At 66.0% G+C, this 5393-nt stretch carries 6 protein-coding genes; 5 read left to right on the top strand and 1 reads right to left on the bottom strand.

The window, feature by feature from the left end; genetic code table 11:
• A partial coding sequence (locus tag RMO40_RS14745; protein ID WP_309722753.1) for a multicopper oxidase domain-containing protein occupies window positions 1-920 on the top strand: 920 nt, incomplete at its 5' end.
• A 20-nt stretch (window positions 921-940) separates the two neighbouring features.
• Window positions 941-1465 (top strand): plastocyanin/azurin family copper-binding protein, encoded by a 525-nt coding sequence (locus RMO40_RS14740; protein WP_309722750.1) that lies wholly within the window; start codon window positions 941-943, stop codon window positions 1463-1465.
• 83 nt (window positions 1466-1548) lie between these two features.
• Here RMO40_RS14740 and RMO40_RS14735 read toward each other — a convergent pair whose 3' ends face one another.
• On the bottom strand, window positions 1549-1902 hold the full coding sequence (locus RMO40_RS14735) for a copper-binding protein (protein ID WP_309722748.1): 354 nt from the start codon (window positions 1900-1902) through the stop codon (window positions 1549-1551).
• A 146-nt stretch (window positions 1903-2048) separates the two neighbouring features.
• On the opposite strand from RMO40_RS14735, the gene RMO40_RS14730 reads away from it, so the two are divergent.
• The 3 genes from RMO40_RS14730 to RMO40_RS14720 all read left to right on the top strand — a co-directional run bounded on the left by RMO40_RS14730 (window position 2049) and on the right by RMO40_RS14720 (window position 5385).
• On the top strand, window positions 2049-2399 hold the full coding sequence (locus RMO40_RS14730; RefSeq protein WP_309722745.1) for a hypothetical protein: 351 nt from the start codon (window positions 2049-2051) through the stop codon (window positions 2397-2399).
• A 273-nt stretch (window positions 2400-2672) separates the two neighbouring features.
• Window positions 2673-3113, top strand: a complete 441-nt coding sequence (locus RMO40_RS14725) for a hypothetical protein (protein ID WP_309722742.1) — start codon at window positions 2673-2675, stop codon at window positions 3111-3113.
• 73 nt (window positions 3114-3186) lie between these two features.
• A complete protein-coding gene (locus tag RMO40_RS14720) occupies window positions 3187-5385 on the top strand; it encodes a copper-translocating P-type ATPase (protein ID WP_309722739.1) in 2199 nt (732 codons plus the stop codon).
• Window positions 5386-5393 lie beyond the last annotated feature (8 nt).

Genomic DNA, 5393 nt, shown 5'->3' with positions numbered 1-5393 from the left:
CCGGCACCTTCATGTACCACCCGCATGCCGACGAGATGGTGCAGATGGCGATGGGGATGATGGGCTTCTGGATCACCCATCCCAAGGCAAAGCATCCGCTGATCGACGAGGTGGACCGCGACTTCGTCTTCCTGCTCAACGCCTACGACATCGACCCCGGCAGCTACACGCCCAAGATCATGACGATGCTCGACTTCAACCTCTGGAGCTGGAACAGCCGCATCTTCCCCGGCATCGACCCGCTGGTGGTGCGACAGGGTGACAAGGTGCGCCTGCGCATCGGCAACCTGACGATGACCAACCACCCGATCCACCTGCACGGGCACGAGTTCCTCGTCACCGGCACCGACGGCGGGCCCACGCCCAAGAGCGCCCGCCAGTACGAGGTGACCACCGACGTGGCGGTGGGCCAGATGCGCCAGCTCGACTTCATTGCCGACGAAGAAGGCGACTGGGCCTTTCACTGCCACAAGAGCCACCACACCATGAACGCGATGGGCCACAACGTGCCCACCATGATCGGTGTCGACCACAGCGGCGTGGTGAAGCAGATCACGAAGCTGATCCCCGACTACATGGTGATGGGCGAGCGCGGCATGAAAGACATGACCGAGATGGAGATGCCGCTGCCCGACAACACGGCGGCCATGATGACCGGCACCGGCCCGTTCGGTGCGGTCGGCATGGGCGGCATGTTCAGCGTGCTCAAGGTGCGCAAGAACCAGAAGGCTGGCGACTACAGCGACCCCGGTTGGTACCAGCACCCGCTCGGCACCGTGGCCTACGAATGGAAGGGCACGCTGCCCGACCCCACGCGCCTCAAGGCCGAAGGCACCGGCTCGATGCCGCCCGTGGCCAAACCCGCACAAGACACCGAGGTGAAGGTGCGCAAGCCCACGGGCGGGCACTCGAACCATTGAATCAACCGAAGGAGCACACGATGAAACGAACCGTCTCCCACTTCGTTGCCGCCCTGGGCCTGGCCCTGGCCACCAGCATGGTGATGGCCCACGGCGAAGATGGTAAGAAGAAGGCAAGCGCCACCGCCACCCGCAAGGAACAGAAGCCCTGGGGCATGGCCGGCGATGCCAAGGCCGTCACCCGCACGATCGAGATCGGCATGGACGACAGCATGCGCTTCACGCCTGACCTGATCGAGGTGCGCGAAGGCGAAACCATCCGCCTCATCCACCGCAACAAGGGCAAGCTCCTGCACGAGTTCGTGCTCGGCACGAAGAAGGAACTCGACGAACACGCCGCGCTGATGGTCAAGTTCCCGAACATGGAGCACGACGAGCCTTACATGGCCCACGTCGCGCCCGGCAAGCGCGGGCAGATCGTCTGGACCTTCAATCGTGCCGGTGAGTTCGATTTCGCCTGTCTGATCGCCGGCCACTACCAGGCCGGCATGGTCGGCAAGGTGAGGGTGCTTGCCGCGGCGGCCCGACCGGCTGTACCCCGCTGACTGGGTACGGTTCACCGCCGCTGAAAGTCGATTGCTGCCTATCGTGACGCCGATTCGGCCGGCGTCATGAGAGGCGGGGCCCGTTACGGGGCGGCGGAGATGGCGGTCACGGTGAACGCGCCGTTGAGCTTGTCAGCGGTGAAGCGGATCTTGTCGCCTTCTTTCAGGCCTTGCAGCAGCTTGGCGTCGGCCACCTTGAAGACCATCGTCATGGGTGGCATGTCGAGGTTCTGGATCAGGCCATGACGCAAGGTGACTTTGCCGGCCCCGGCGTCGATCTTGCGCACCTCGCCGTCGACCCAGCGGGTTTGTGGCCGGGCCGCTGAGGCTGCAGACGCATGGTGGGCCGCATGGTCGACGGGCGCCGATGCCGGCTGGGCTTGTACGCCGAAGGCCAGGGCCAGGGCCGAGGCGGCAGTCACTTGAACGAGTTTCATCGCAGCTTCCTTTGTCGTTGGCGGGCGCTGTCGTGCACCTGCCGCCATGGGACTTTGAACCTTGCCCTCGTGGCAAGGTCAAGTTGTTTCGTCACGCACCCCAGCGGAGTGTGTTGAGCCTTGTCTGGGAGGCCGCTCAAGCCGAAATGGTTCCTGTCATCTGGGACGCCCAGGGTGAATTTGCCAAGAGCGTGGGCGTCAAGCGCGGCCAGTTCGTCGAGCTCTGCGAAAAGCTGCCAGCGGGCGCCAAGGTCACCTGGCGCTTCAAGGCGGATGCCGCGCTTGACTTCAATGTGCACTTCCACCAGGCCAAGGAGGTGAGTTACCCGGTCCAGCAAGACCAGGTGACCCAGGCCCAAGGGGTGCTCGAAGCTCCGGGCGCGCAGGACTACTGCTGGATGTGGGCCCACAAAGGCAAAGGCGGGCCGCCCGTCACCTTGGCAATTCAGCTCAAGCGTCGGCCAGCAACGGGTGCAGATCGAGCCCGGCGATCTTGACGCGAACGCGTTGGCCGAGGGCATCTGGTAAGCGGGCTACACGCCCGTGCGGGCATCGATAGGCCCCACCGCAGCCGCGGCGCCCGCGCGAGGCGGCTGTTGCGGCTGCCGGTGAGGTGGGGCGTGAACGCGGCGGCCTGCTGCCTTGATCTGGCGCAAGGGGGCCAGGTGGGTGACACCTAGACTGCAAACAACCCTCTCGCTGCAAGCGTTGCCCCCGATCTCCTCGACACCTTGGCGCGTTCGCAGGCCTCTGCTGACCAGGAGATTCACATGCCCTCCATCCGAACTTTGCTTGCGCTGACCGGCGTCGTCTTCATCACCGCTTGTGCTGCGACTTCCGGACCCGGCAGCAGCCAAAGTGCTGCCGCCAAGGCGGCCGAACATGCGGGCCACCACCCGGCCGGTGCGGCGTCCGCGCCGGCTTCTCCCGCGCCAGACCGCATGAAAGCCATGCGGGAGATGCACGACAAGATGATGAGTGCCAAGACCCCCGAGGAGAAGCAGGCCTTGATGGCCGAGCACATGAAGGCCATGCAAGGCGGCATGCAGATGATGAAGGGCATGGGGCGCGGCATGGGTGCCAAGGGCATGCCCGACGACATGGCTCAACGTCACAAGATGATCGAGGACCGCATGGACATGATGCAGATGATGATGGACATGATGATGCAGCGCATGCCCACCTCCGGAGTGCCACCTGCAGCCAAGTGACACCAGTGGCGTGACTCTTCCATCGCGGGAAGGTCCATGTTGGGCACATCGTCAACCGAAGGAGCGCTGAGCCATGGACACGCAGATCCACGAAGGCCATCACGGCCACGCGCACAAGCCACACGTGCACCAGGCGCAGCCGGCAGCACCCGGCACGGCTTACACCTGTCCCATGCACCCGGAGATCCGCCAGGATCACCCGGGCAGCTGCCCCAAGTGCGGCATGACGCTGGAGCCGGTGCTGCCCTCGCTGGATGAAGAAGAGAACCCGGAGCTGGTGGACTTCAAACGCCGCTTCTGGTGGACGCTGCCGCTCACAGTGGTGGTGACCGTGCTGGCCATGTTCGGACACCGCCTCGGCTGGTTCGACATGGCCGTGCAGAGCTGGATCGAACTGGTGTTGTCGCTGCCGATCGTGCTGTGGGCGGGCGCGCCGTTCTTCGTGCGCGGGGTTCGATCGGTGGTCAACCGAAGCCCCAACATGTGGACCCTGATCGGCCTGGGCACCGGCGCGGCTTTTGCCTACAGCGTGGTCGCCACCGTGGCGCCGCAGGTGTTCCCTGCGTCCTTCGTGTCGATGGGGCGCGTGGCGGTGTACTTCGAGGCGGCGGCGGTGATCATCTCGCTCACCTTGCTCGGCCAGATGCTGGAGCTGAAAGCCCGCTCGCAGACCTCGGCAGCCATCAAGTCGCTGCTTGGCCTGGCGCCCAAGACAGCTCGCCGCATCGAGCCCGATGGCAGTGAGGCCGACGTGCCGCTGACCCATGTGCATGTGGGCGACTTGTTGAGGGTGCGACCGGGCGAGAAGGTGCCGGTCGATGGCGTGGTGGTCGAGGGCAGCAGCGCGCTCGATGAATCGATGCTGACCGGCGAGCCGCTGCCCGTGACCAAGCGGCCGGGCGACAAGCTGATCGGCGCGACGATGAACACCAGCGGCGCCTTGGTGATGCGCTCGGAGCACGTCGGCTCGGCCACGGTGCTCGCGCAGATCGTCCAGATGGTTGCCATGGCGCAGCGCTCTCGTGCGCCGATGCAGCGCATGGCCGACACGGTGGCCGGCTATTTCGTGATGGGGGTCGTGGCCGTCGCCTTGTTGACCTTCTTCGGCTGGGGCCTCTTCGGTCCCTCGGGTGCCAACGACTCGAGCTGGGCCTATGGCCTCATCAACGCCGTGGCGGTGCTGATCATTGCCTGCCCCTGTGCGCTGGGGCTGGCCACGCCGATGTCCATCATGGTCGCCACCGGGCGCGGTGCCACCAGCGGCGTCTTGTTCCGCGACGCGGCGGCCATCGAGAACCTGCGCAAGATCGACACCCTCATCGTCGACAAGACCGGCACGCTGACCGAAGGGCGGCCGAGCTTCGAGCGCGCGGTGGCCGCAGAGGGTGCGAGCGAAGACGAGGTGCTGCGGCTGGCAGCCAGCCTCGACCAGGGCAGTGAACACCCCTTGGCCGCCGCCATCGTCGCGGCGGCCAAGCAGCGCGGGCTGGCGCTCGACAAGCCGGAGCAGTTCGACTCCGAGTCGGGCATCGGCGTGCGCGGCACGGTGGCGGGCAAGGCCGTGTCACTCGGCAACACCGCCTTGATGGAGCAGCTGGGTGTCGACGTGTCAGCGCTTGCTGCGCAGGCTGAGGCCCTGCGCGCCCAGGGCGCCAGCGTGATGCACCTGGCGGCTGACAAGAAGCTGGTCGGTCTGCTGGCCGTGTCCGACCCGATCAAGGCGACCACGCCCGATGCGCTGGCCTCGCTGCGCCAGGCCGGGTTGCGTGTCGTGATGGCCACCGGCGATGGCCTGACGACGGCGCGTGCCGTCGGCCAGCGCCTGGGCATCGACGAAGTGCATGGCGAGGTCAAGCCGGTCGACAAACTGAAGCTGGTCGAGAAACTGCAGTCCGAGGGCCGGGTGGTCGCAATGGCCGGCGACGGCATCAATGACGCGCCGGCGCTGGCCCGCGCTGATGTGGGCATCGCGATGGGCACCGGCACCGACGTGGCGATGAACAGCGCCCAGCTCACGCTGGTGAAGGGCGACCTTCGAGGCATTGCCACGGCACGCGCGCTGTCGGTGGCCACAGTGGCCAACATGAAGCAGAACCTCGGCTTCGCCTTCGTCTACAACGCGCTCGGTGTGCCGCTGGCGGCCGGGCTGTTGTATCCGTTCACCGGCTGGCTGCTGTCTCCCATGATCGCGGCGCTGGCCATGAGCCTGAGCTCGGCTTCGGTGATCACCAATGCGTTGCGGCTGCGCGGCGCCCACATGGGCGGTGATTGACGACAGAT

Source organism: Rhizobacter sp. (genome assembly GCF_031412075.1).
In the GTDB taxonomy this organism is placed as follows: domain Bacteria; phylum Pseudomonadota; class Gammaproteobacteria; order Burkholderiales; family Burkholderiaceae_C; genus Rhizobacter.
Note: the sequence above shows the minus strand (reverse complement) of the source record. Positions and strands in the feature narration are given on the sequence as shown.